The sequence below is a fragment of the Pseudomonas sp. P2S-1 genome (assembly GCF_057197725.1).
Window position 1 is genome coordinate 1,321,146 of record NZ_CM170068.1, and the last position, 23,681, is coordinate 1,344,826.

23 protein-coding genes are annotated in these 23,681 nt (G+C 66.4%); 4 read left to right on the forward strand and 19 right to left on the reverse strand.

The window, feature by feature from the left end:
• Positions 1–52 precede the first annotated feature (52 nt).
• On the reverse strand, positions 53–1,513 hold the full coding sequence (locus AC2CQI_RS06015) for a sensor histidine kinase (protein WP_484579514.1): 1,461 nt from the start codon (positions 1,511–1,513) through the stop codon (positions 53–55).
• A 269-nt stretch (positions 1,514–1,782) separates the two neighbouring features.
• Between AC2CQI_RS06015 and AC2CQI_RS06020 the strand changes: the two genes are divergently transcribed.
• Genes AC2CQI_RS06020 through AC2CQI_RS06035 form a run of 4 tightly spaced genes read left to right on the forward strand, consistent with a single transcriptional unit; the run spans position 1,783 to position 7,299 of the window.
• Positions 1,783–3,129: a hypothetical protein gene (locus AC2CQI_RS06020; RefSeq protein WP_484579515.1), complete on the forward strand. Its 1,347-nt coding sequence runs from the start codon at positions 1,783–1,785 to the stop codon at positions 3,127–3,129.
• Between the two features lie 35 nt (positions 3,130–3,164).
• Positions 3,165–5,411 carry an Ig-like domain-containing protein gene (locus AC2CQI_RS06025; protein ID WP_484579516.1) on the forward strand — a complete coding sequence of 749 codons (2,247 nt, stop codon included), beginning with the start codon at positions 3,165–3,167 and terminating at the stop codon, positions 5,409–5,411.
• Between the two features lie 19 nt (positions 5,412–5,430).
• A complete protein-coding gene (locus AC2CQI_RS06030; RefSeq protein ID WP_484579517.1) occupies positions 5,431–5,892 on the forward strand; it encodes a curlin in 462 nt (153 codons plus the stop codon).
• Between the two features lie 27 nt (positions 5,893–5,919).
• Complete coding sequence (locus tag AC2CQI_RS06035; RefSeq protein ID WP_484579518.1) at positions 5,920–7,299, forward strand: curlin; 1,380 nt, start codon at positions 5,920–5,922, stop codon at positions 7,297–7,299.
• Between the two features lie 897 nt (positions 7,300–8,196).
• Here the strand turns inward: AC2CQI_RS06035 and AC2CQI_RS06040 are convergent.
• The 18 genes from AC2CQI_RS06040 to AC2CQI_RS06125 form a co-directional block, all read right to left on the reverse strand.
• Positions 8,197–9,057, reverse strand: coding sequence for a CsgG/HfaB family protein (locus tag AC2CQI_RS06040; protein WP_484579519.1), 861 nt, complete (start codon positions 9,055–9,057; stop codon positions 8,197–8,199).
• 30 nt (positions 9,058–9,087) lie between these two features.
• A complete protein-coding gene (locus AC2CQI_RS06045; protein ID WP_484579520.1) occupies positions 9,088–9,507 on the reverse strand; it encodes a curli assembly protein CsgF in 420 nt (139 codons plus the stop codon).
• Positions 9,504–9,896 carry a curli production assembly/transport protein CsgE gene (gene csgE, locus AC2CQI_RS06050; RefSeq protein WP_484579521.1) on the reverse strand — a complete coding sequence of 131 codons (393 nt, stop codon included), beginning with the start codon at positions 9,894–9,896 and terminating at the stop codon, positions 9,504–9,506. Before csgE ends, AC2CQI_RS06045 begins: the two co-directional genes overlap by 4 nt.
• Positions 9,893–10,411, reverse strand: a complete 519-nt coding sequence (locus tag AC2CQI_RS06055; RefSeq protein ID WP_484579522.1) for a type II secretion system protein — start codon at positions 10,409–10,411, stop codon at positions 9,893–9,895. The genes csgE and AC2CQI_RS06055 overlap by 4 nt, the downstream gene beginning before the upstream one ends.
• Positions 10,386–10,760: a type II secretion system protein gene (locus AC2CQI_RS06060; RefSeq protein ID WP_484579523.1), complete on the reverse strand. Its 375-nt coding sequence runs from the start codon at positions 10,758–10,760 to the stop codon at positions 10,386–10,388. Before AC2CQI_RS06060 ends, AC2CQI_RS06055 begins: the two co-directional genes overlap by 26 nt.
• A 4-nt stretch (positions 10,761–10,764) precedes the next feature.
• Positions 10,765–11,253, reverse strand: coding sequence for a type II secretion system protein (locus AC2CQI_RS06065; protein ID WP_484579524.1), 489 nt, complete (start codon positions 11,251–11,253; stop codon positions 10,765–10,767).
• Between the two features lie 2 nt (positions 11,254–11,255).
• The gene (locus AC2CQI_RS06070) at positions 11,256–13,088 is read right to left on the reverse strand and encodes a secretin N-terminal domain-containing protein (protein ID WP_484579525.1); all 1,833 of its coding nucleotides are present in this window, start codon (positions 13,086–13,088) and stop codon (positions 11,256–11,258) included.
• Positions 13,085–13,591: a hypothetical protein gene (locus AC2CQI_RS06075; protein WP_484579526.1), complete on the reverse strand. Its 507-nt coding sequence runs from the start codon at positions 13,589–13,591 to the stop codon at positions 13,085–13,087. The genes AC2CQI_RS06070 and AC2CQI_RS06075 overlap by 4 nt, the downstream gene beginning before the upstream one ends.
• The gene (locus tag AC2CQI_RS06080) at positions 13,591–14,139 is read right to left on the reverse strand and encodes a GspMb/PilO family protein (protein ID WP_484579527.1); all 549 of its coding nucleotides are present in this window, start codon (positions 14,137–14,139) and stop codon (positions 13,591–13,593) included. Before AC2CQI_RS06080 ends, AC2CQI_RS06075 begins: the two co-directional genes overlap by 1 nt.
• Positions 14,126–14,671, reverse strand: coding sequence for a PilN domain-containing protein (locus AC2CQI_RS06085; RefSeq protein ID WP_484579528.1), 546 nt, complete (start codon positions 14,669–14,671; stop codon positions 14,126–14,128). Before AC2CQI_RS06085 ends, AC2CQI_RS06080 begins: the two co-directional genes overlap by 14 nt.
• Complete coding sequence (locus tag AC2CQI_RS06090) at positions 14,672–15,469, reverse strand: hypothetical protein (RefSeq protein WP_484579529.1); 798 nt, start codon at positions 15,467–15,469, stop codon at positions 14,672–14,674.
• The gene (locus AC2CQI_RS06095) at positions 15,450–17,156 is read right to left on the reverse strand and encodes a GspE/PulE family protein (RefSeq protein ID WP_484579530.1); all 1,707 of its coding nucleotides are present in this window, start codon (positions 17,154–17,156) and stop codon (positions 15,450–15,452) included. Before AC2CQI_RS06095 ends, AC2CQI_RS06090 begins: the two co-directional genes overlap by 20 nt.
• A 66-nt stretch (positions 17,157–17,222) precedes the next feature.
• The gene (locus AC2CQI_RS06100) at positions 17,223–17,756 is read right to left on the reverse strand and encodes a response regulator (protein ID WP_484579531.1); all 534 of its coding nucleotides are present in this window, start codon (positions 17,754–17,756) and stop codon (positions 17,223–17,225) included.
• 222 nt (positions 17,757–17,978) lie between these two features.
• Positions 17,979–18,932 carry a peptidylprolyl isomerase gene (locus AC2CQI_RS06105; RefSeq protein WP_484579532.1) on the reverse strand — a complete coding sequence of 318 codons (954 nt, stop codon included), beginning with the start codon at positions 18,930–18,932 and terminating at the stop codon, positions 17,979–17,981.
• A gap of 13 nt (positions 18,933–18,945) precedes the next feature.
• Positions 18,946–20,496, reverse strand: coding sequence for a cytochrome c/ABC transporter substrate-binding protein (locus AC2CQI_RS06110; RefSeq protein WP_484579533.1), 1,551 nt, complete (start codon positions 20,494–20,496; stop codon positions 18,946–18,948).
• Positions 20,497–20,505: 9 nt separating this feature from the next.
• Positions 20,506–21,135 (reverse strand): SCO family protein, encoded by a 630-nt coding sequence (locus AC2CQI_RS06115; RefSeq protein ID WP_484579534.1) that lies wholly within the window; start codon positions 21,133–21,135, stop codon positions 20,506–20,508.
• Positions 21,132–21,788 (reverse strand): SCO family protein, encoded by a 657-nt coding sequence (locus tag AC2CQI_RS06120; protein ID WP_484579535.1) that lies wholly within the window; start codon positions 21,786–21,788, stop codon positions 21,132–21,134. Before AC2CQI_RS06120 ends, AC2CQI_RS06115 begins: the two co-directional genes overlap by 4 nt.
• Positions 21,789–21,800: 12 nt before the next feature.
• Positions 21,801–23,663: a cytochrome D1 domain-containing protein gene (locus tag AC2CQI_RS06125; RefSeq protein ID WP_484580587.1), complete on the reverse strand. Its 1,863-nt coding sequence runs from the start codon at positions 23,661–23,663 to the stop codon at positions 21,801–21,803.
• Positions 23,664–23,681: the final 18 nt, after the last annotated feature.

Sequence of the window (23,681 nt, forward strand, 5' to 3'; positions counted from 1 at the left end):
CAAGGCCATGGGCCTCGACGACTGGGGAATGACACCCATTACCGGGTAACGTTCAACGGCGTTTCCCCGGTGGTGTCCTGAACGTCAGAAGGACGCAGGTGCCCTCGCCTTCACGGCTTTGCAGGCTCACCGAGCCGCCAACGCGCTCCATCATGCGCCTGACCAGCACCAGGCCCACGCCAAGCCCGCCCTGCTTGGTGGTGAAGAACGGTCGGAAAGCCATGCTGCGCTGTTCCTCGTTCATGCCGCGGCCGTTGTCACTGAGGATCAGGCTCACCCGCTGTGCATCGTTCGCGCTCAACGAGACCCTCAGGGTGCCTCCCTTGTCCATTGCGTCCAGGGCATTGGACAGCACGCTGGCGAGGATCTGGCTCAATTGCTCCCGGTGGCTCAAGACCCAGGGCGAGTCATGGGGCGCAAACTCGACCTGTATCGCGCCCCGCTCGATCTGTGTCTCGAATGCCGTCAGGCTGCAACGCAGGGCGGCCACCAGGTCCACCGGCTCGGCGTCTCCGGCCAGCGGACGCAGGGACTGCAGGAGCTCGCGAACCCACTTCGACATGCGATCGACCTGGCCGACGATATCGTTGATGTTCCTGTGCGCCGCGCCGCTGTCGAACTCCAGCGCCAGTTCGGCGCTGGAGCGGATGGTTGCCAGCGGATTGCGCAGGCTGTGGGCCACCGCCGAGGACATTTCGCCCAGGGCGACGAAGGTTTCATTGGTGACCAGTTGCTTCTGCTGCACCGCCAGCAGCTTCGCGGCTCGCCGCACGATCCAGTACAGGCCGATGAAGATCAGGCCGGCGCCCGCGACGGTGGCCAGCCAGACCAGCAGCAGGCCGCGGGTCATGCGTTCGATCAGGTCGCTGGGCTCCTTGTAGATCTCCACCATCGCCGTGACGTTTTCGCCGTCGGCATCGAACAGCGGGATGTAGTTCTCGATGAACATGAATTTCGGCGGCACCGGGAATTTCTGTTCCATGCGCCCTTCGTCGACGCTGTGATAGCTGGCCGAGACCGGCGTCTTGGAGGTGAACGCCTGCTCAAGGTCCTCGTCGGTATGGATGCGGGTGCCGACCAGCGCCGGGTTGGTCGACCAGATCACCGTGCGGTCGGGGGCGTAGATGTTGGCCAGGATCACGTCCGGCAGGTGCTCGATATGGTCGAGGAACTCGCCCCGGGCATTGGCCCGTGCGGCCGGGTCGACATCGGGAAAGGCCTGGTCCTGGCGGGGGTCGAGCAATTCACCCATGGTCCGCACGTTGGCGATCGAGACATGGCGGACCTCCGCCGAGGCGATCGCCTGGAGGAACTGCGACGTCAGCAGGGCATCCCGGTGCACACTCTCGCTGATCACGAACCGTGAGGACACCGCACCCAGCGCCAGGGCGACCGTGCCGATCACCGCCAGGCTGATCATCGAGAACCAGCGCAGCAGGTTGAACGGTGGTGTGCGCAGGCCCGGGCTGGGCTGGGCGTCATCCACCGCAATTGTTCTGGTCCACAGGTTCATCGACGTTGTCCCCGACGGCAGTCCCTATGGGGGTTATAGCCCAACCAGCGAGGTTTACCCGGTTTCGGGTGGGGAAGCTGCCCCATTTCCCGGCGCCCCACCCGCCCCCAACTGTGGGGACAGGCCCGCGCCCTCGCGGTCTGGACTTTCACCCGGACCCTTTGACTGCGGGCCTTGCACGGCCGTCGGCAGCCCTTGGTACGAAAGTTGTACCTGCCCTCGCAACTGACCCTCCCCCGCGGGACAGGTCTCCAATAGAGGGAATACTCATGCACCCTTTACTGTCCAAAGCGGCGACCGTCCTGGTCGTCGGCGCACTGGCCCAAGGCGTCGCCCAGGCGGCATTGTTCGCGGTCGATCCCGGGCCCTACACCCCCGGCAACGGTGGTTTTGCCGCCTGGTACCAGGACAGCCACGGGCGAACCCTCGACCTGTGCCTGTCGAAAGCGGTGAGTTCGCGAGTGGCCGGTGCACCCGGCGCGCCCAGCTACATGTGCAGCCTGCTGCCCGCCCCGGGCGTGTTCGATGACGCGCAACCGGTGGTGTTCCCCGGCAACTTCCCCGACGAAGCCTTCTGGTTCACCGCCGACGGCGCCATCGTCGATGCCGCCCGCGGGATCAACCTGTCCTACGGCGCGGCCATCGAAGCCGCCTTCGCCGCCGAGGAGCCGGTCGAAGGCGACCAGATCAGCTTCGCCCGCATCCGCATCCGCGTCGACGTTCCCTCCGCCGGCACCTACGTGATCACCCACCCCTACGGGGTCGAGGTGTTCGACATCGAAACCCCCGGGCGCCGGGCGATCAACATGACCCGGGACATCGGCATCGGTGCGCCGCAAACCTACGATGGCGCACTCAAGGGCGATGTCGGCCCGTTCCTGCGCAGCGTCAACGGCCCCTACACCGAGACCAACCCGGTGACCGGTGGCGCGGAACGCTTCGTCGGCGATCCGAACCTCAACGAGGCGGTGACCGGCAGCCCGTTCAACACCAACTACATCCGCATCGAAGGCCCTGGCGGCATCGACCTGCGCACCAGCGACTTCGCCATCTCCGGCAAACTGTCGGAGGTGGTACGGCCGACGCCGCTGATCACCCAGCGCAGCACCTACTCGCGCACGCCCGGTGCAAGCGGCCCGGTCGCCCAGCAGGACGTGTTCGTCATGGCGCCGCCAGCACCGGCCACCGTCACCCTGAGCAACAGCAGCCCGGCGCTGAGCCTGAGCGAGGCCGACAGCACCGGCAACTGGTACGCGCAAAGCCCGCAGAACCCGGTGTTGCCACATGTCCTGCAGGTGACCGCCGACAATCACCTGGCCATCGCCAGCAGCACCCCGACCACCCTGCCCATGACCCTGACCGACCTGGTGGTGATTCGCCGCGCCGAGTACAGCCTGAGTTCCGGGCAACTGACCCTCGAAGCCACGACCAGCGACGAAACCTCGCCTCCGGTGCTGACCGCCACCTCCGGCAGCGGCGCCACCATCGGTGCCTTGAGTGGCGATGGCGCGGTCAAGGCGCTGGCCACCGGCATCTCGCCCATCCCGCCGGCCACTGTCCGCGTGACGTCATCCAATGGCGGCAGCGACACCGAAGAAGTGCTCATCGTGCAATGAACGCTCAACTGCCCGGATCCTCATCAGGAGGCATCATGAACAATTGGCCACGCCTGGCGCTCAACGCCCTGGGACTGACGCTGTCGCTGTCCGGTAGCGCTTTCGCGCAACTCGCCGCCGTCGACCCCGGTCCCTATACCTTCGCCACGGGGAAATTCCCCATGTGGTACCAGGACAACAACCTGCTGTCGATGGAACTGTGCCAGTCGCGCGCGACCAGTTCGCGGGTACCGGCCAGCGTGCCACCGGCCTACATGTGCACCCTGCTCCCGGAGCCGGGGATCTTCGACGACGCCCAGCCGATGGTGTTCCCGGATAACTGGCCACCGGAAGCGTTCTGGTTCCTCGCCGAAACGGCGATTCCGGCGATCGGCAACAGCGGTTACGAGCTGGATGCGTATGTGGCCGGGATCGAGGCCGCGTTTGCCTCGGAAAACCCGGTGGACGGCGACCAGCAAAGCTTCGCGCGGATCCGCATCCGGGTTTCCGTGCCCACGGCCGGCACCTACACCATCACCCACCCCTATGGCGTGGAAACGGTCAACGTACCGGCCCCAGGCCGCCGGGTGATCAACATCACCCGCGACATCGGCATCGGCGCACCGGGCAACTTCAGCGGTGCGGTGAATGGCGCCATCGGCCCGTTCCTGCGCAGTGTCAACGGCCCCTACACCGAAGTGAACCCGGAAACCGGCGCCGTGGAAACCTTCATCGGTGACCCGAACCTCACCGAAGCCGTCACCGGCAGCCCCAACAACACCAACTTCGTGCGCATCAGCGGGCCGGCCGGCACCATCCAGACCAGCCTGTTCACGCTGTCCGGCAAGGTCCTCGACAACCGTCAGCAAACACCGGTGGAGATCACCCGCGCCACCTACCGCCGGAGCCCATCCGGCAGCGGCGGCACGACTCGCGTGGAAGTGTTCGCCAAGGCCGCGGCCGGCTCGGCGCTGTGCTTCCGCGAGTCCATCGCCCTGGTGGCCGGCCCGCCGCAGTCGCCGTGCCAGACCAGCCTGATCGGCGACAACGGCCTGTTCTTCGCCCAGCGCAACTTCACCGGTGCAGTGCCGCCGGTGGTGGTGGTCACCGCCAGCAATACGGCCGGGACCACGCGCCCGACCGCCGTGTCGAGCAAGCTCTCCGACGTGGTGAAAATCGGCACGGCGCGCTACAGCTGGGACAACAACAGCCTGCTGATCGAAGCCGCGTCCACTGACGAAGTGGAGATTCCCGACATGGTTGCCCAGGGGTACGGGCGCCTGTCGAAGAACGGCACCCAGCAGCGGATCACCGTCACCGGCCTGACCCAGCCGCCAGCCACCGTCACGGTCAAGTCCGCCGCCGGCGGCAGCGACACCGAGCCGGTGGTGGTGGTCGGCACTGCGCCGAACGTGGCCGAGAACCAGCCCCCCCTGGCGGTGGCCGACAGCGGCAGCACCAGCTTCGGCGTCCCGATCACCCTCAACCTGCTGGCCAACGACAGCGACCCGGACAACAACACGCCGCTGGCCATCACCGCCCTCACCCAGCCGCCCAGCGGACAAGGCACGGTGGCCCTGAGCGGCAGCACCTCGGTGGTCTACACACCGCCTGCGGTGGTCAATGCGCCGCTGACCACGACCTTCACCTACAAGGCCCAGGACAACAAGGGCCTGGCCTCGACCAACCCGGCCACGGTGACCATCAACGTCGCGCCGAACCAGCCGCCGGTGCCGGTCAACGACGCCGTCGCGACCCTTGGCGTGGCGATCCCGATCAACGTGCTGGCCAACGACACCGATCCGGAAGGCAACGTGCCCCTGGCCGTCGCCAGCTTCACCCAGCCAGCGGCCGGGCGCGGCACCGTCACCAGCAATGGCACGGTCCTCACCTACACCCCGCCGGCCACGGTGACCAGCGCCTTCACCACGACCTTCACTTACCTCCCCCGGGACAACTTCGGCGCCGTCGCCACTACGCCGGGGACGGTCACTGTCCAGGTCTCACCGCGGCCGGCAGCGGAAAACTTCGCGGTCACCACCGCCAGCGTCTCGGCGCGCTCCAACAACCGCTTCACCTGGGACTTCGCCGGCACCTCGTCGGTGACCACCGGCAACACCATCACCGTGCAGGTCAGCACGCCTACCGGACTGGCGACCCTGGGCACCACCACCGTACCGGTCACCGGGCGCTGGCGGCTGACGGTGAGCAACAGCACCACCGTGGTGCCGTCGGCCAACCCGAGCGCGACCATCACCTCGTCCCAGGGCACCGTGCGTACCGTCGCGGTTACCGCCAACTGAACCGGCAAAGGAGCTATCCATGAACACGTCGACCGCCGCCCTGCTCTGCCTTTTCCTGCTGTTGGGCAGTGTGGGCGCGGGGGCCGACGACCTGATGGAAAACGACGACCTCGCCGCGGGCAGCGACCTCGGCGAGCTGCCCCCACCCGTTGGCCAGCAGGCGCTGATCGTGCAGAACGGCCAGGCCAACGAGGCGCGTGTGCAACAGAACGGCCAGTCGCTGCTCGGCAATGTGGTGCAGTCGGGGAGCAACCAGGAAGCCTGGATCCTGCAACAGGGCAACGACCTGATGGCCACGATCACCCAGCAAGGCAACGGCAACAGCGCGGGCATCAGCCAGAGCGGCAGCCACAATCGCGCCCAGATCACCCAGCACGGCAACAACAACGACGCCAGCATCGAGCAGGCCGGCACGGGGCTGCAAAGCGCCGTCAGCCAGTCCGGCAACGGCATGAGCGTCTCGGTCCGACAATATCGCTAACGCAGTGCGCTCCCCGGAGGTTTCATCATGTTCAAACTGACGCCCCTTACCGCCGCGATCCTGGTGATTCTCAGTACCCAGGCCCTGGCGGACAACAGCCTGTCCACCCAGCATCAGTCCGGCCAGGGCAACGACGCGGCGGCGGTGCAGAAAACCGCCACCAGCGTCATCGACCAGTACCAGGCCGGCGACTACAACGCCGGCTACGCCGAGCAACTGTTCGAAAACGGCAGCAGCATCCAGCAACAACAACAGGGCGCGTTCAACATCAGCCACGCCAGCCAGTCCATTGGCGAAGGCGGCAATGTCGCGCTGCAACAGCAGGAGGGCACGGGCAACTTCTCCTTCATCTATCAGGAGAGCCAGGACAGCGGCACCGCCACTACCCGGCAATTCGGCGACGGCAACGAAGCCAACGTCGAGCAGCTCTACCCCGGCATCGGCAACAACGCCATCGTCATCCAGTACGGCACGGCCAACTACGGCACCGCTGAACAGGTGCTGCACAACGGCGGGCAGATCGATATCTACCAGGCAGGCGACAGCAACTACGCCTATGGCGACCAGCGCAACGGCCTGGGCGGTACCGTCAACATCACCCAGATGGGCGAATTCAACGGCAACGAAGTCTGGCAGGATAGCCAGGCCGCCAGCCAGGCGACGATCCAGCAATACGGGCAGGCCAACGAAGCGGTGGTCGACCAGAGTTTCGGCGAAAACAATGTGGCCCAGGTGTTCCAGGTTGGTGACCTCAACGCGATCTACGCCGACCAGTACGAATCCACCGCCTCGAGCCTGGCGCTGTACCAGCAAGGCAGTGGCAACCTGCACTTCACCTATCAGTCCGGGGAAAACCTGGTGCTCAACGCCACCTCGCTGGGCAACGACAACAAGGTCTATGCCAGCAACTGGAAAGGCCCGCAGGAAGGTGGCCAGTTCGGCCTCGACCAGCGTGCCACGATCAACCAGGCCGGCAGCGGCAACGTCGCCAACTTCACCCAGGATGGCGTCGGCCACGTCATGACCACCCAGCAGAACGGCAGCGGCAACAAGACTACGGTCAGCCAGGCGGAGAACTACAACGAGCTGTACTTCGAGCAGAACGGCAGCGACAACCTGCTTATCGCCGACCAGCGTGGCACGGCCAACCTGGCGCAGGGCTTCTCGAATGGCAGTGGCAACAGCACTTCGTTCGACCAGTCCGGGGATGGCAACCAGGCGTATACCGCGCAGTTGTATGGCAGTGACAACCAGATCACGGTCAAGCAGGCGGACAGCATGAACGTCGCGTATGTCACCCAGGGTGGGGATGGCAACATTGCCACGGTGGATCAGAGCGGGACGGGGCAGATGGCGACGGTGCAGCAGTTTGGGGCGGCCAACCAGGCGAGTGTGTTGCAGCAGTGAGGCTTTTGGGTGGATTTCACCCTTGATCCTGAGGGTGTCCGGCCGGGCCTCATCGCTGGCAAGCCAGCTCCCACAAGGGGCTGCCGGTCATCAACCCTGGGCACGACTCGGTCACTGTATGTGGCTTGCCAGCGATTGGCCCGACCAGACACCATCACTGCCCGTGCCGGCCTCATCGCCGGCAACGCCGGCTCCCACAGGGTTCTCCGCCAGTCATCAATCCCGGGCACGACTCGGTCACTGTGGGGATTGGCCCGACCAGACACCATCACCGCCCATGCCGGCCTCATCGCTGGCAAGCCAGCTCCCACAGAGTTCTCCGCCGGCCATCAATCCCAGGCACGACTCGGTCACTGTGGGGATTGGCCCGACCAAACACCATCACCGCCCGTGCCGGCCTCATCGCTGGCAAGCCAGCTCCCACAGGGTCCTCTGCCGGTCATCGATCCCGGGTACGACTCGGTCATTGTGGGAGCTGGCGTTGCCAGCGATTGGCCCGACCAGACACCCTCACTGCCCATGCCGGCCTCATTGCGCCGGCAAGCCAGCTCCCACAGGGTCCTCTGCCGGCCATCAATCCCGGGCACGACTCGGTCACTGTGGGAGCTGGCTTGCCAGCGATTGGCCCGACCAGACACCCTCACTGCCCATGCCGGCCTCATTGCGCCGGCAAGCCACCTCCCACAGGGTCCTCTGCCGGCCATCAATCCCGGGCACGACTCGGTCACTGTGGGAGCTGGCTTGCCAGCGATTGCGATGGTGGATTCACTACAGCAATCGCGGTGGTCTGGCGATTCCGACTTTAGCCAAAGCGCGGCGGCGGGTGTGGGACCGGAATAATCCACTCCCACAACCGCCGCGCAAGATGAGATCAAGCTGATGTCCTGAAGCGGATCCTTACTCCCCAGCCCCCCCAATACCGCTCTGCGACAAATACCGATCCAGCGTCTCGTTCTGCCCCGGCGCCGAACCCTCTCCCGCCACCTGCCACAACTTCCGCTCAATCCCCTGCGCCAGTAGATGCCCCACCGCCGCCTCGATCGCCGACAGCACGCACAACTGCGCCGGTTCGTTGGTGGTGTAGCCCACCTCCGCTTCCAGCAGTTTCTTGAACTCGATGAACTTGAACACGCCGGCACTGCGCCCGACCGAGTAGATGGTCTTGCTGGTCATGACATTGGCCAGCACCTGCCCACTACGCACGTCCACCGCCCGCAGGTTGACCGTGACCTGGTCGACCCGGTACTCGCGGGAAATATCGATCCCCAGGTAACGCGCCCCCTCACCGCCGCTACGCACGTTGGTGTCGTAGGCGATGATGCCGCCCTCGAGCATCATGTTGGCCGCCTGCAGTGGCGGCAGTTCGCCCTGGATGTTGACCGGTGTGTTGGCCTTTTTCTGCGAGGCGCGGATGATCTTGCGCTCGGTCAGCAGGTTCTGCAGGCCCTCGCGCTCCAGCACCACGAACCAGCCACTGGCCTGCAACGCGTCCATCAGCATGCTCGCGGCGCCTTGGGTCACGCTGGTGGAGAACGAGCTGGCCGGGGTCGGCTTGTATTGCCCGGTCTGGTCGCGGAAGCCATAGACCACCGCCATCAGCCGCCCTTTGGGCCGCGGCATCTTGAGCAGGTCGTAGTAGGTCGACGCCCGCGGTGTCAGGGTCGGCGACTCGGTGTCCTGTTCGGCCGGTACGGTGTCGCGCAGACCGCACCCCTGCAATGCAGCCACCAGCAGCCCTAGCATCAGTATTCTTTTCATGTCCTTGCTCCCCTTCACCCCAAGGCCCCGTCAAGGCGCGAGGCCGTTGACCTGGATTTCCGAGATTTCACCGGTCGCCCGGTCGGTGACGACGATGCTCAGGGCACCGGAATCATCGACCACATCGACGATAAAGGCGTCGGTGGACAGGCTGCCGGTGTTGCCGGTCGAGATGTTGTCCAGCAATTGCCCGAGCAGCCGCGATTGCAACTGGGCCGAGAACCTTTCCAGGGCCGAGGTCCCGGCCGGAGTGACCCGCGACTTGAGGTCGGGGTCGTCGTAGTCGTTCTGCGACTGGGCGTTGTTGAGCAGCCAGGTGCCATTCAGCGGGTTGCCGCCGAACGACGGGTTGATCGGCGTGTAGACCAGTTCGGTGGCCTGGACCAGGCCGCAACTGCCCAGGCCCGCCAGCAGCAGGCAGAGGCGTCGGGTACGGATGTTGTTGTTCATAGTTCGTCCCTCTCGAGGTCCGTGGTGTCTTGCAACAAGGTTTCCAGCTTGCGCTGGACGATCTGCGCGCGAACCCAGTCGGCGGCCGCGTAGGCCTCGTCCTTGAGTTCCGTGGTGTTGGGCGCGAGGAAACGCCGGTACACCAGGCGCTGCTGATATTCGACGGTCACCAGGCTGCCCCAGCGCGCCGACGGCCGCTCCCGCACCACCAGGTTGAAGTCCATCGGGCTGGTCGCCCGCAGGCGTTCGCTGAAGGCGTAATAAAAGTCGTGGCCGATATGGGAAATGGTGTCGTCGACGATAAAGCCGAGCATTTCTTCTTCCGCCCGGGTCGCCGCGAACGGCAGCAACAGGGCCAGGAACAGTGCAGCCAGGGCCTGGCGGTTCATGGCTGGGCCTTCTTCGCGCGGTTGGAGGCGCCTTCGAGAAAGGCCTTTTCCGCGACGAACTGCCAGTCGCTGTAGCGCCCCATGCCGTTGAAGTCCGACCACTGGCTGGGAAAGTCCGCCTGCTTGAGCGGCGTCTGGCTGGACGCACTGGCAATGCCGGTGATGCGCCCGTCGAAACCGCGCTGCAAGGTCCATTCGCCACCGCCCACCGGGTCCGGGTAGAGCTGGCGGATGTGGTGGCGGGCCGACGGGAAACGCTCGTCCTGCAGCAGGTCCTCAAGGCTTTTCGGGTACTGCGCCAGGCCCGGCGAGGCGCGGTAGTAGCTGCGCAGCGCCTGGGCGTACTGGGTGCCGACCCAGAGCAGTTGGCGCTCGCGATCACGCCGCGAGATCGTCGACCACAGCTCGCCGGCACCGGCCAGGGCGATGCCCATCAGCGCGATCAGGCACAGCACGCCCAGGTAGGTGAAACCGCCCTGGCGCGCCGGCTTACCACTCGGCATACAGGCTGCCATCACGCGCCCTCCCGCTGGCTCCGCTCTTGATATCCGCCACGCCGCCAGCCACCCCGTCGGGCGGAGCGACCAGCACCCAGGCGTCCTTGCGCTGCGCGATGGGGTCCATCGGCGCGTTGCGCAGGTAGCGCTGTTCCACCAGTTGCTCGAGGGATTCGGGATAGTGCCCGGTATCGCCGTAGTAGTGATCGAGGGCCTCGCGCATGGCCGACAGGCTCTGGCGCAAGGTGGTTTCCTTGGACGCTTCGAGGCTGTCGAAGTAGCGCGGCAAGGCGATGGTCATCAGGGTGGCGATGATCGCCATGACCACCATCAATTCCAGCAAGGTGAAGCCTTTTTCCCGGCGCATAAGTTCACCACTCCCGGTACGCAATGCCGTTGAGCCCTTTGCCCCGGGCCCTGGAGTAGACGTCGAAGACGTCCTGGCCTTCACGCGGGCTGTCGCTGGGGCTGTCGTAGGCACGCAGACCCCAGCCGCCCTGGTCGTCGGCCTTGGCCGTGGTCAACGGGTCATGGGGCACGCGGCGCAAAAAGTAGAACTTGGCGCCCTTGGCGCTGCGCACATCACGCACGCCGTCCACCAGGACCTGCAGGTTCGGCGGGTAGCCCGTGCTGTTCAGCGACTTCTCGATATAGCCGGCGTCGAAGGTCCGCTTGTAGGCATCGATGGCATCGCGGATCTGGTACAGCGCGCTGCGCAGCTCCTGCTCCTTGCCGCGGCGCACCACGGTTTCGGTCAGCGGTGCGGCCAGCCCGGCGAGCAGGCCGATCAGGGCCAGGGTCACGACCACTTCGATCAGGGTGAAACCCCGCTGGGCCGAGCGTTGCGCGGCGGCGTTCATGTTCAAGGCTTCCCGACGACGACGGAGGTGGTCACCGCGACCGGGTCGGCCTGCTCGATACCCCGGCTTGCCGTGCCCAGCGCGCGATCGGGCGCCTGGATATGCATGCTGGTTTCCGTGCCGGTGGGGAATTCCATGTCCGACGGGCTCTGGTACGGCAGGTTGCGGACGATGCGCGGGGTGATGGAGAGCACCAGCTCGGACTTGCCCACGGTGTCCTTGTTGCTGCCGAACAGCCGGCCCAGCCCGGGAATATCGCCTAGGCCGGGGATCTTGTTGCCGGTGGCGCCATGGTCGTTGCGCACCAGGCCGGCGAGGATCTGGGTTTCGCCGTCATGCAGGCGCAGGGTGGTCTGGGCGTTGCGCGTGTCGACCTGGACCGGGATGGTGCCCTGGCGAGTCGGCTCCAGCGGCGTGGCATTGCTGACTTCCAGGGCCACCTTGATCGCCACCTCGTTGTTCAGGTGCACCACCGGCTGCACCTCGAGCTTGAGGCCGACGTCCAGGTAGGTGACGCTTTCGGTGATCACCGGGCCCTGGGTCGAGGGCACCGAGGTGGCACTGATGATCGGCACCCGCTGGCCGATATGGATGCGCGCCTGCTCGCGGTTGCTGACCCGGATCACCGGGCTGGCCAGGGTGTTGATGTCGTTGTCCTGGGCGTTGATCTTGGCCTGGGGCGACGGTGCGATGGTGATGCGGCTGGAGTTGATGCCCTTGAGCTGATCCAGCACGGTCACTGCGCCGCCATCGCTATTGAGCACGCCGAAGGTGTTCGGCCATTGCAGGCCAAGGTCGAGGATGCGCTGGCGGGCGACTTCCATCACTTCCACTTCCAGCACCACTTCCGGGTTGGACTGGTCCTGGGACTGCAAGAGCTTCTCGGCCATGCGGATGGCGTCTTCGCTGTCGCGCATGGTCAGGGTGTTGAGGCGCTCGTCGACGAACACGTCGCGGGTCTTGAGCATGGTCTTGATCATGTTCAGCGCGGTGTTGGCGTCGATGCTGGTCAGGTAGAAGGTGCGCATCACCAGCTCCTGGTAGTCCTTGAGCTTCTGCGGCGAGTCGGGGTAGATCAGCAGGGTGTTCTCGTTGACCACCTTCTGGTGCAGCTGATTCTGCTGCAGCAGCAGGGCCACGGCGTCCTCGATGCGCACATCGCGCACGAAGATCGTGGCTTTCATGTCCGGGCGCAGGTCCTTGTCGAAGATGAAGTTCAGGCCGGCGACCTGGGACAGCACCTCGAAGATGGTCTTCAGGTTGGCATCGCGGAACTCCAGGGTTACCGGCCGGTCAAGGCGCGTGCGCAGTTGCGGGTACTGCACGACGTTGCGGCTCTGCACCAGGCGGATACTGCCTTGCAGCTCCAGGGCGCCGTCGTTCTTCGGGTCCAGTTCGAGAATCTGCTTGACCTGGCGGTCGGCGCCGTAGATATCGCCACGGCGCAGGTCGCCCCGGGCCAGTTCGAGCTTTTCATCCATGCTGCGCAGGTAGTCGAGCTGGCGCAGGGCGTCCTGGGCGCGGCGGTTGTTCGGTTCGATAGTCAGCACCCGGCCGTAGGCCAGGCGCGCCGGGGCGACATTGCGCAGGGCCCGCTCGCGGTCGCCTTCGCTCAGCAGCGCGGTGATCGCCCGGGCCCGGCCCATGTTCAGCGCCAGGTGCAATTCGGTGTCCCGCGGGTTTTCCCGCAGGCCCTCCTCGATCCGCGCCAGGCCGGCTTCGTACTGGCCGGACTCGATCAGGTCGCTGGCCTCCTTGTTGGCCACCCTGGCCGAACTGCACGCGGCGAGGGCGATGCACACGCCAAGACTCATCATCAAACGGAATCGGTTCATTGCGAGCTCCCCACGGACAGGGTCCGGGACACGTGCAGTGGCAGGTAGACGAAGCTCAGTTCCACATCGGAAATGCCCTCCACCCGCCAGTTTTCGTCGATAACGTCGCCCTTGCGCACGACGTAGAGTTTTTCGCCGTCCTGTAGAAATACCTGCAGATCACTGCTGTCATGGAGCCGGCCAACGAACTGGAATGGCATGTCCGGTGCCGTGGGCGCCTGCACCGGCGGCGTGACGCTGAGCGGTTGCTCGATGACCGTGGCCAGGGTCGCGGCAGGCTTCCAGCTGCGGCTGGCGAACAGGTCGCCGACCGGGCTGAGATCGCGGATCGGGGTGGCCTTGGCTGCCGTCGCCAGGCGCGCCGGGCCGGCGCCGCCGGGGGCTTGCGCCTGAATGACCGGGACCACGGGCCGTTCAGCGTTGTCGAAGTATTCCGGGGCCCAGCCCAGCGCCGCGGCGATACCGAAGAACGCGAGCCAGGCTGCCTTGCGTTTGCTGTTCATCACGACCTCGACAGGTAGAGGGTCATACGGATCCGCCCGGTCAGCTCGGTGTCGGCGATCTTCTTGCGCTGGAACTCGACGTCCTCTACCACCACCGCCGGCAACTGGCCCAGCAAGGCGTGCAGGAAGCGACGCAATTGCGGATAGCTGCCGCGCACCGGCAGGAGAATCTGGTAGCGCGCCAGGTGGGTCCTGGGATCGACGCCAAGGGCGTATTCGCCACGAGCCAGGGTGATGTGCTCCTGGGCGGCCAGGGCGTAGATGCGGTCGATGGCGACTGTTGCCAGCGGCTGCGACGGCAGCTTGCTGCGGAAGTCGTCGAGCTGGCGTTGCGGCACGACGGGCGCCGCCAGGCTGCCGTCTTCGACCTTGGCCAGGTACTCGCGGGCATCACGAGTCTGCTGTTCAAGCTGTTGCAGGCCCTGCCAGGCCGGCTGCAGCCCGGCCACGGCGTACAGCGCCGCCGTCAGCAGCAGGCCGGCGCCTAGCAGGCCGGGCACGCCAAGGCCCTGGAGGTATTCGTGAACGATCAGTCTAGGGATTCGCATCGCCCATCTCCCAGGTCGCCGACAGGTTGAATTGCACCGGGTGCTCCGGCACGTTGGCGACGATCTCGTGGCTCAGCAGGGACACGTCGGACAGCTCGTCGCTGGCTTCCAGACGCTGGTGAAAGTCGAGCATCGCTTCCAGGTCGCGGGCCTCGGCGCTGATCCGCACTTGGCCCTTGCGCGCATCCGGGGTCAGGGCAAGCAAGGCGATGTTGTCCCGTGGCAGACGTTCGAGGGTGGCGAACAGGCGTTCCCAGGGTCGGCGCAGCTGTTGCGAGACCTTGTTCATCTCCGCCAGGTTCTGCGCCTGCTCGCGGGTCTGCGCCGGGGTCAGGCTGGCAGCGGCGGGACTGCTGCCGGTCAGGGCATGCCGGGTGGTTTGCAGGTGGCCCTGCTGTTGTTCCGTGCCGCTGTCGACGACGTAGTGGCCGGCCAGGCAGGCCACGGCGAGCAGCCCGCCGGCCAGAAGCAGGCCCCAGCCCAGCGGACCAGAGCGGCGACGTGGCTGGAATTCCAGCGTCAGGGGGCGCATTCAGGCCACCGCCCGTGACATGGCGTGCAGGCTGTCGCGGCTGCCGCTGCCCGCTTCATCCAGCACCCGTACACCCGCTACCTGCGCCGGCGACTCGAGGCGCGCCGGGGCATGCAGGTAGAGATTCAAGGGCCGCTCGCTGCTGGACGCCTGCAAGTGGCTTTCGCGGGCGATCAACGCGCCCAGGGCGGCGTCGCTGTCACTGCTGCCCACCGAACGCACCGCCGCCCAGCGCCCTGCCCTGGCCAGCAGCAGCACGCTGCGCACCGGCTCGGCGACCACGAACAGCAGGTCGCCGGCATCAAGCTGTTTGTCGAAGTGGTTGAAGGCCGCCATCAGGTACGGCTGCACCGAGCGCAGGCGCAGGCCGCGCCCGCTGGCCACGTTGCGCAGACGTTCGAGCAAGGCCCGGGGCAAGGCTGCGGCGATCCGGTCGCAGCCGGCCGGCTCGGGCGACAGGGTCAGGTCCCAGGGCTGGTCCGCCGTGCCGTAGAGGTCTTCGAAGCACAGCCGGGCAAAGCCCAGCAGCTCATCCGGGCGGGCGATCTGCTCGCTCCAGGGCACCAGGCAGAAGCGGCTGAAGTGCGCGGAAACCACCACGCTCAGTTGAGCACCTGCCGGGCAGTGTTCGCCGAGCAGGCGGTCGAGGGTGTCCAGGGCGACGCTCCAGGCCTGGAAGCCTTCGTCGATGAAACCGACGCTGCCCAGCCACAGGGTTTCGCTGCCCTGGCGGCGGCCCAGGCCGACGCCGCTGGCGCCGAGCACGGCGATATAACGATCAGGCGATAAACGTGACACGGTTGATCTCCTCGAGCGTGGTACGCCCTTGCTGGACCAGTTCCAGGGCCGATTCGCGCAGCAGGCGCAAACCGCGACGACAGGCCAGGGCCTTGATCTTCGCCACCGGCTGGCGCTCGACGATCATCTGCCGCAGCTCGTCGTCCAGTTTCAGCAGCTCGGCGATTGCGGTACGCCCGCGATAGCCGCTGCCGCGGCAATGGCCGCAGCCCTTGCCCTGGACGAAGTGATAATGGGCGACTTGGTGCGGGTCGAGGTTGGAGCGCTGCAGCTCCTCGGCATCGGGCTGGTGCGGCGCGGCGCAAGTGGCGCAGACCAGGCGGATCAGGCGCTGGGCCAGTACGGCGTTGAGTGCGGAAACCAGGCTATAGGGGTCGATTTCCATCTGGGTGAAGCGGCCGATCACGTCGAAAACGTTGTTGGCGTGGATGGTGGTGAACACCAGGTGCCCGGTCAGGGCTGATTGCACGGCGATCTGCGCGGTGTCGGGGTCGCGGATCTCGCCGACCATGATCTTGTCGGGGTCATGGCGCAGGATCGAGCGCAGGCCCCGGGCGAAAGTCAGGCCCTTTTTCTCGTTGACCGGAATCTGCAATACCCCCGGGAGCTGGTATTCCACCGGGTCTTCAATGGTGATGATCTTGTCCACGCCGTGGTTGATCTCGCTGATCATCGCGTACAGCGTGGTGGTCTTGCCGCTGCCGGTGGGGCCGGTGACCAGCACCATGCCGTAGGGCTCGGCGGCCAGGCGGCGCAACTGGCGCAGGGTTTCGTCGGCGAAGCCCAGGGCCTGCAACTGCACCCCGCTGACCTTGTCGGCCAGGTCCTGCTTGTCCAGCACCCGCAGCACCGCGTCCTCGCCGAAGATGCTCGGCATGATCGACACGCGGAAGTCGATCTGGCGGCCGCTGATGCCGATCTTGAAACGGCCGTCCTGGGGCACGCGCTTTTCGCCGATATCCAGTTCGGCCATGACCTTGACCCGGGAAATCACCTGCTCGGCGAACTCGCTGCCCTGGACCTTGCTGATGTTGTTGAGCACGCCGTCGATGCGGTACTTGATCACCAGGCCGTTGCCGGTGGTGCCCAGGTGGATATCGCTGGCATGCATCTTCAACGCGTCGTAGAGCGTCGAGTTGACCAGCTTGACCACCACGCTGGCGTCTTCGCTGATGCTGGTCAGGGACAGGCTTTGCAGGGTGTCGCGCTCGACCTGGGCATCGGCCTGGGTATTGAGCGACTCGACGGCATGGAAGCTTTCTTCGTGGCGGGCTAGGTAGGCCTTGAGGTCGTCGGCGTGCACCAGGTACAGCGGCGCGCCGTGCAGGCAGTCGTCGATCCAGGCCAGGCGGGCATTGTCGAAGGGATCGGCGAACACGCCGACCAGCGTGTCCTCGTGACGCAGGAGAATGAATTCGCGCTTCAGGCACTGCGCCAGGGTGACCCGGTCGAACACCGGGCTGGCCTTGAACAGGCTGTCGGTGTCCAGCACCGGGTAATGCAGGGTGGCACCGAGGCAGTGGATGAACGGCATGGGCGCCAGTTCGCAGAGCACGCCAAGGGCGTCGAGGAGCCGTTCGCCGGAGGTGGCAGCACGGGAGCGGGCCTGGGCCAGTTGTTCACTGGAGAATCGGGGGACTACGCAGTCCTGCGGTGCCGGTTCGACGGCAAGGGATCGACGGTCCATGGCTTGCTCTCCAACGCCGGGGGCCTGGGGCCCTGTCGACGCGGCGAGCGGTTGCGGTCCGCCGCGTCAGTCCTTCCCGGTGAGCAGCTGTTCGTCGTCCGGGGCTACGGATGCCTGGGGTTTCCGGCGATCCGCCAGCACCCAACTGCCGTCGTACAGCTGCAGCGGGAAGCTTTCGGTCTTGTGCTGGCGGCGTTCGACGAAGCCCTCGGAACGCTTGGCGCTGGTGGTGGACTCACGCTCCACGCCCAGCAGGTCGAAGACGGCGCGGGCCAGTTCCGCCAGGGGGAACGGCTTGAACAGGATATGACTGACCCCCAGCTTGCGGGCCCGATCACAGACTTCCGTGGTGGGATGCCCGGTGATCAGCACGAAGTGGCATTTCCTGTCCTGGCGGACTGCATCGAGAACGTCGAAACCTTCCATATCGGGCAAGCGGTAATCGAACACCATCACGTTGGGAGCAAAACCCTCGGCTTCACCGATGGCCGCTGCACCTTCGTGCGCTACGCGGACTTCCAGCCCTTGCGCCTGCAGATAATTCTGGAGGTTCTGGGCAAGCAGCTGTTCGTCTTCAACAACCAGTACTTTGTTTAACAAGGCAGACTCCTTGTAACCGCAGGTCCGAGTGCCGGGCCTGGTGGAGCGTGCGCCTTGAATAGGCTTGAGCACGCTTCGTGCCAGGCTGAAGGGCGGTCCGACTACCGCTGCATGTAGTTGATATTCATGAAGAAGATTTTCACACCGGGCGGGCATCCCCCAAAGGCGGGGATGGCCACGGGCACGGCTTGAGGGTTTTCCCCGATAGTGGGGAAAACCGCTTCAGTGGTCGTCGATCCGTTCGATTCGATTGCGCGCGCGCAAGTGCGCCAAAGCCTGCTGTCGAGCCAGCGTGCGCTGCTCGCGGAGAAGGTAAGTGCGAACCATTTCCAGTCCTTGTTCCTCTGAGACATCGGCTGCCTCCAAGTGGTTCTGTAAATAAATCAGGTGCCATCCGGCGTCGGTGCGCAGCGGCTGGCTGATCTCCCCCGGGCGCAAGGCAAAGGCCGCCGCTTCGAACTCGGGAAACATCCGGCCCCGGGAGAAGTAACCCAGGTCGCCGCCGGCGCTGGCCGAGGCATCTTCCGAGCGACGGCTGGCGACACTGGCAAAATCTTCGCCGCGGGCAATTTCCCCGCTGATTTCCTGCAAGCGTAGTCGCGCCGCTTCGACTGTGGCGGCATCCGCATCGCGCGCCACCTTGACCAAGATATGCCGGGCCTGGACCTGCTCGGGGCGGCTCATCTCGGCGCGGTGCTGCGCATAGAAGGCCTGCACCGTCGGTTCATCCGGCGGGCTGACCTCGGTCAGCTCGGTGAATACCTGTTTCGCCGCCAGTTCGCGGCGGGTGTACTCGGTAAAGCCGGCCTCGTCGAAGCCGGCATCCTCCAGGCGGCGGCTGAACACTTCGGCGCCGCCCATGGCCTGGCGGGTCTGCTCGACCTGGGCCTTGACCACTTCGTCGCTGATCACCACGCCGCGCTTTTGCGACTCCTGCCACAGCAGTTCCCGGTCGATCAGGGCGTCCAGCGCCTGGCGCCGAAGCTGTTGATAGGCCTTGGGGCTGCGGATGCTGCCCACTGCCCTGCCCTGGTCTTCAAGGTATTCGGCGAAATAGCGCTCCAGGCGCAACGCCGGGATTTCCTCGCCATTGACCCGCGCCACCACAGGCTCGTTGCTGCACAGCGCCGCGGGCGCCCACAAGGTCAGCAGGATCATCCAGCCGTTGAGTTTCATGAGTGAACCCCCGTCATGGCAGTGCCGCAATCGGTTTATAGGGTGCGACCACGTAGAAGCGCTGCCCGGGCAGTTCCAGGGTGACCACATGGGCGCCACTGAGCCCCAGGCGCCGGCCCGGCCCGAAGCTCATCGGCGGCGTCAGGCCGGTGGCGAAGTCATGCAGGCCTTCCAGCGCCCGGACCAGCTTGTCGCGGCTGAGGTCGCGTCCGCCCTGCTTCATGGCTTCGCCGAGCAGCAGCATCGAACTGAACGCGCCCACTTGCAGGACCGCATGCTGCCCGCCCAATCCTGCGGCCTGGCGCACCTCGCCGAGCGCCTGGCGCCCGGCAGCGGTCCAGTCCCCCGGGATGAACGGATAAGCAAGAAACACCCGCCGGGAAAACCCTTCGGGCACCTGGAACAGATCGCCGGCGACCTGGCTGGCCACGGCGAACAGGTACGGCGCCTGCCCGGCCTCCTGCAAATGCCCGGCGAAGCGGCTGAACGCAGCGCCGCTGCCCAGGTAGAAGATCGAACGAAAGCCCAGGGGCAGCGCCTCCTGCGCCGGGTCGTAGGGTTGCACGCGGACGTCCAGCCAGGCATTGGCCTGCAGATGGTTGCCCAACGCCTGTGCCGCCCGTTGCTGGCCCGGTTCGTCCGGGTAGGTGATCAGGGTCGGGCCCTGCTGCACCTGCAGTTGCTCACGAGCATGGTCGGCCAGGGCGATCAGTTGCTCGCGCAGCCCCGGCAGCGGCTCGAAAACCTGCCGGCTGGACTGCGCATCACCCAGCAACGACACCGCGCCGATCAACGGAATGCCCGCGCGCTCCAGGCGTGTCGCCAGGGTCGGGCCCAAAGCCGGGGCCAGCGGTGCGACCAGGGCGAACACCTGCGCTTCATCGATCAACCGCCCCAGCGCCTGCTCGGCACTGGCCCGGTCAGGGCCGGGATCGACGATGCTCAAGCGCAACTGCCGTCCGTGAATCCCGCCCGCCGCGTTGATGCGCTGCACGCAGCCCTTGAGCACCGCCGCCACGGTGGCGCCCTCCTCGGCCAGCGGCCCGCTGCCGGGCAGCAAGGTACCCAGGTGCACGCTGGTGGCATCGAGGCCTGGGTCCTGGTCATCGGCGATGCGTTTGAGATAGGCGGTGAGGTTGCGCTGGTCGTTCATCGACAGGACGAAGCGCGGCATCGCCGGGCTCAGGCGATTGCCGGCCGGGTCTCGACCTTCCTGGACCGCCCGGGCCAGGGCAGCGTCGGAATACGCCGGATAGCTGCGCCCGTTGACCTGCTGCTGGCCGTGCACACTGCTCAGGCGCGACCAGCTCAGGTCCGGTGGTTGCAAACCGCCCTCGGGCCGCCCGCGGCCGTCAGTGCCATGGCAACCGGCGCAAGGCAAGCGGGTCGCCGGCAGAATGATGTCCGCCGCCCCGACCCGCGCCATCACCGCCTCACCGCTCGCCGACAGGCCCTCGCGGTACAGGCGCTTGCCGGCGCTTTCGCTGGCATCCAGCGGCAACGCCGCGGCGCTGCCGGCCAGGCCGGCGAGCCACCACAGGGCGAGGACAAGGAAGGTCTTCATGGGGCGCGCTCAACGGCTGGCCACGGGCATGCGCAGCAACTGCAAACGCTGGGCGATGGCGGACGCCGGGGCATCCGGACGGATCTTGCTCCAGCGCTTGTTGGCCACGTCGCCGACGATCAACTGCGTCGAGTGCTGCTCCGGCGACGGAATGATCTGCCCGATGCGCCCGAGCACCAGGTCGATCTGCGCCTTGTCGCCGGTGAGGAAAAGCCAGTGGGGGTCATCGACCCCTTGCTTCAAGGTGTAGGCCTTTAGCACCGCCGGGGTGTCGCGCAGCGGATCACTGGTAAGGGAAATGAAGGTGACGCCCTCGGCCTGGTCGCCCAGCACTTCGCGCACTTCCTTGAGCTTGCGGGTGATCAGCGGGCAGGCGTCGGTGCAGCTGGTGAAGATCACGTTGAGCAGCACCACGCGGTTTTCCAGGGCGTCGCTGTAGAAGCGCAGGGTTTCGCCGTTCTGGTCCTGCAGCAGGGTGTCGGTGAACCAGGTGCGGGCATCGCGGGTGCCGCTGGCCGGTGGCGCGACCTGGGTGGCCTGTGGCGCTGCGGGCGGCGGCGCATGTTCCTCATGGGCGAAGGCGACGGCGCTAAAAATGCAGAAACACAGGCCCAGGGCAATCCATTCGGTGCTTTTCATGGCTGTTGCTCCATTGCGACTGCGGCGTGGCCGGCGTGTGCACTGCGTTGCGCACTGAGTTTTTCGACTTCCTGGACCAGCAGCGCCGGATCGGTGAAGCCGTAGTAACGCGTCCAGCGTCGGCTGTTGCCATCGCCCACCAGGATCAGTGGCGCATGGCTGTTCAGGTCGCCGCCGACCGAGCCCAGGCCCTTGAGGGTGTCGCTCACCGAACGCGGCGAGCCGGTCAGCCAGCTCCAGCCCGGGCCGTTCTGGAACGCGCGGGCGTAGTCGTTGAGGCGCCGGGCATCGTCGCGCTGCGGGTCGATGCTCAGCGACACCAGTTGCACCTCGGCGCCGACCCGCGAGCCGAGCTGCTTCTGCACTTTCGCCATGATCGAGGACACCACCGGGCACACCGTGGTGCAGCTGGTGTAGATGAAGCTCATGACCACGATGCGGTTGGCCACCAGGTCGCTCTCCAGATGCACCGCCTTGCCGTCCTGGTCCACCAGGGGCACGTCGGCGATGCTGATCTCGGTGCTCTGGAAGCCGGCCGGCGCGGCTTTCATGGCGTGTCCGGCGTGCTCGCCCGTCGAATGGGCCAGGGCCTGGCCAATGCCGGCGGCGAGCAGGCAGACGCTCAGCAGGCCGGCTTTTGCGAATCGCTTCATGTCGATGTCCTCTCAGTGGGCGGCGCCGGGCACGACCCGGACGCTGGCAAAGGTCTTGTCGCCGAACCCCGCGCCCAGCGACGCGGCGCGTACATGCAGGTACCAGGCGCCGGGCTGGTCGAGGGTCAACGGCACCTCGTAGACGCCCTCGCCCACCTCCCGCGCCGCCACGGTGGTGGCCCGCGAGGATGGCGCGCGGAAGTAGCGCAACTGGACGTCCTTGAGCCCGCTGCGCTGCACGGCCTGCTTGCCCTGGACGATGCGGAAGCGCACCAGGTACGGGCTGCCGATCGCAGCGGTGCTGCTGTCGAGGAGGAATTCCACCTTGGCCACGCCCGGAACGCTGGCTACGTCCCTGGCGGGCTCGACCAGGGTGCTGAAGCAATGGATGATGTTCGGCTGGTTGAGCAGGAAGGCCACGTCGAAGCGCCCGGCCGGTGGCAGCCGCACCCGCGCGCTGTACAGCCCCGGTTCCTGCTCGCGCAGGCTGCGGTCGATGACCAGCGCGGCGCGAGCCACCTGGCCGCGGTTGGGGTAGCCGGACATCGGCGCGTTCATGCCCTCGGCATAGAAGTAGGTGGTGTTGTCCACCGGGTTGACCACGAACACCGCGTTGTCATCCCGCGATACCGCCAGGCTCGACGCCAGCGGCAGGTCGCCGGCCAGGCGCGGGGCCTGCGGGCCGGCCTCGAAGGTCTGGCTGATCGGCGTGCGCCCGGCGCCCAGCGAGGCCAGGTTGAGCAAGGTCACCTTCGGCGAGGCCAGGCCGCGGATATAGGCGTAGGCCTGGGTGAAGACCACCTGGTACGGCTCGGCGGACACCTCCAGCTCATGGATCAGCGCGTCATTCCCCGCGTCGATCACCGAAGCGCGGTTTTCCAGGGTATTGAGGACGATGCCGAAGCGCCCGTCGGCACTGAAGCCCATCGGACCCAGCCCCTGCTGCAACTGCACGACACGCCGCACCGCGAAGCTGGCGGCGTCGATCACCGTCACCGTGCCGTCGCGGCCATCGGCGACATACACCGCCTGGGACAACGGCGAGTACGCCAGCGACAAGGGGTGCGCACCGGTCTTGAGCTGCTTGACCAGGGTCAGGCTGGCGATGTCGATGATGCTGACCGTGCCGTCGTCGCGGTTGCTGACGAAGGCATGCCGGCTGTCCTTGCTGAAGGCGATCTCGTGATGACCGGCGCCGGTGACCAGGTGCCTGAGCGGCTTGAGGCGCTGCGCATCGATCACCGTGACCCCGGATTGCCCCACTTCCGGGGCATTGTTGCCGACCCACAGCAAGCGCTCGTCCGGCTGCAGGGCCACGCGCACCGGGTTGTCGCCGGCCTTGACCGAGTCGATGACCTTGAACTGCTCGCTGTCGATCACCGCCACTTCACCGGCCGCAGGCATGGAGACGAACACCCGCTTGTTGTCCTTCGGCGTGACCCAGTCCATGGGCGGCTTGTTCAGCTCGATCCGCGCCAGGGTGCTGGTGATACCACCGACCGACACCTGCGGATCGACCACCGCCACGCTGGCGTCGCGGTTCATCACCAGGAGGAAGTAGCTGTTGAGGTCGAGCACCGGCCGCGCGCCGATATTCGACTTGAGAAACACCCCGACCCGCGCCTTGCAGCTTTGTTCGCGGCCCTGGGCGGCATCGGCGGCCGCCACCTGCGGGTCGATCCAGGCGCCCGGTGCCACACCGGCTAGGGGCTGGCCGGAGGCGCTGTCGGTGATGCGAAAGCGCACATCGGCAAATTCCCCTTCGCGCAGCACACCGTCCCTGGCCAGCGGCGCGACTTGCAGGGCGACGGACACCCCGTCGCGGACCAGCGTCTGCTCGGCCCCGGTTGCCAGGGCCTGGGCCCCGGGAGCCATCAGCCAGGCCGCGGCCAG

Bases quoted from the DNA above. Each gene is read 5' to 3' on its own strand.
- AC2CQI_RS06070 (WP_484579525.1), bottom strand. From the start codon at position 13,088: ATGAACCGATTCCGTTTGATGATGAGTCTTGGCGTGTGCATCGCCCTC.
- AC2CQI_RS06125 (WP_484580587.1), bottom strand. From the start codon at position 23,663: ATGGCTCCCGGGGCCCAGGCCCTGGCAACCGGGGCCGAGCAGACGCTG.
- AC2CQI_RS06075 (WP_484579526.1), bottom strand. From the start codon at position 13,591: ATGAACAGCAAACGCAAGGCAGCCTGGCTCGCGTTCTTCGGTATCGCC.
- AC2CQI_RS06110 (WP_484579533.1), bottom strand. From the start codon at position 20,496: ATGAAGACCTTCCTTGTCCTCGCCCTGTGGTGGCTCGCCGGCCTGGCC.
- AC2CQI_RS06085 (WP_484579528.1), bottom strand. From the start codon at position 14,671: ATGCGCCCCCTGACGCTGGAATTCCAGCCACGTCGCCGCTCTGGTCCG.
- AC2CQI_RS06115 (WP_484579534.1), bottom strand. From the start codon at position 21,135: ATGAAAAGCACCGAATGGATTGCCCTGGGCCTGTGTTTCTGCATTTTT.
- AC2CQI_RS06105 (WP_484579532.1), bottom strand. From the start codon at position 18,932: ATGAAACTCAACGGCTGGATGATCCTGCTGACCTTGTGGGCGCCCGCG.
- AC2CQI_RS06065 (WP_484579524.1), bottom strand. From the start codon at position 11,253: ATGAACGCCGCCGCGCAACGCTCGGCCCAGCGGGGTTTCACCCTGATC.
- AC2CQI_RS06040 (WP_484579519.1), bottom strand. From the start codon at position 9,057: ATGAAAAGAATACTGATGCTAGGGCTGCTGGTGGCTGCATTGCAGGGG.
- AC2CQI_RS06020 (WP_484579515.1), top strand. From the start codon at position 1,783: ATGCACCCTTTACTGTCCAAAGCGGCGACCGTCCTGGTCGTCGGCGCA.
- AC2CQI_RS06055 (WP_484579522.1), bottom strand. From the start codon at position 10,411: ATGGCAGCCTGTATGCCGAGTGGTAAGCCGGCGCGCCAGGGCGGTTTC.
- csgE (WP_484579521.1), bottom strand. From the start codon at position 9,896: ATGAACCGCCAGGCCCTGGCTGCACTGTTCCTGGCCCTGTTGCTGCCG.
- AC2CQI_RS06095 (WP_484579530.1), bottom strand. From the start codon at position 17,156: ATGGACCGTCGATCCCTTGCCGTCGAACCGGCACCGCAGGACTGCGTA.
- AC2CQI_RS06120 (WP_484579535.1), bottom strand. From the start codon at position 21,788: ATGAAGCGATTCGCAAAAGCCGGCCTGCTGAGCGTCTGCCTGCTCGCC.
- AC2CQI_RS06080 (WP_484579527.1), bottom strand. From the start codon at position 14,139: ATGCGAATCCCTAGACTGATCGTTCACGAATACCTCCAGGGCCTTGGC.
- AC2CQI_RS06025 (WP_484579516.1), top strand. From the start codon at position 3,165: ATGAACAATTGGCCACGCCTGGCGCTCAACGCCCTGGGACTGACGCTG.
- AC2CQI_RS06015 (WP_484579514.1), bottom strand. From the start codon at position 1,513: ATGAACCTGTGGACCAGAACAATTGCGGTGGATGACGCCCAGCCCAGC.
- AC2CQI_RS06030 (WP_484579517.1), top strand. From the start codon at position 5,431: ATGAACACGTCGACCGCCGCCCTGCTCTGCCTTTTCCTGCTGTTGGGC.
- AC2CQI_RS06035 (WP_484579518.1), top strand. From the start codon at position 5,920: ATGTTCAAACTGACGCCCCTTACCGCCGCGATCCTGGTGATTCTCAGT.
- AC2CQI_RS06045 (WP_484579520.1), bottom strand. From the start codon at position 9,507: ATGAACAACAACATCCGTACCCGACGCCTCTGCCTGCTGCTGGCGGGC.
- AC2CQI_RS06060 (WP_484579523.1), bottom strand. From the start codon at position 10,760: ATGCGCCGGGAAAAAGGCTTCACCTTGCTGGAATTGATGGTGGTCATG.